At 61.4% G+C, this 578-nt stretch carries 1 protein-coding gene; it reads left to right on the forward strand.

Annotation, left to right across the window (positions count from 1 at the left end):
• Nucleotides 1-23 precede the first annotated feature (23 nt).
• Nucleotides 24-578 (forward strand): cyclic nucleotide-binding domain-containing protein (locus tag QWU11_RS47125; protein ID WP_290121145.1); only part of this gene is annotated, 555 nt, incomplete at its 3' end.

Genomic DNA, 578 nt, shown 5'->3' on the forward strand with positions numbered 1-578 from the left:
AATGAAGAATGGTGGTGTGTGTCGTGACGGAGTCGGCGCAGTCGGGTAGCGGTGTTGAGGGTTCGCCGTTGAGTTTGGGTACGGCGGCGGCGCGTAATTTGGCGACGACGACGAAGTCGGCGCCGCAGATGCAGGCGATTTCGTCGCGGTGGTTGTTGCGGATGTTGCCGTGGGTTGAGGCTTCGGGTGGGGCTTATCGGGTGAACCGGCGGTTGAGTTATGCGGTGGGGGATGGGCGGGTGAGTTTTTCTTCGACGGGGGCGCAGGTGCGTGTTGTTCCGCCGGAGTTGTGTGAGCTTCCGTTGTTGCGGGGGTTTGATGATGAGGGGACGTTGAATGCGTTGGCGGGGAGGTTCGTTCAGCAGGAGTTCGATCCGGGGGATGTGATCGTTGAGGCGGGGCGTCCTGCTGATCAGGTGTTTTTGGTGGCGCATGGGAAGGTGTCGAGGGTCGGGGTTGGTAAGTATGGGGATGAGACGGTGTTGGGGGTGTTGGCCGATGGTGATTACTTCGGTGATCGGGCGTTGGCGGGGTCTCAGGACACGTGGGACTTCACCGCCAAAGCCGCCACACGCTGC

The organism is Actinomadura sp. DC4 (assembly GCF_030406325.1).
GTDB lineage: Bacteria > Actinomycetota > Actinomycetes > Streptosporangiales > Streptosporangiaceae > Actinoallomurus.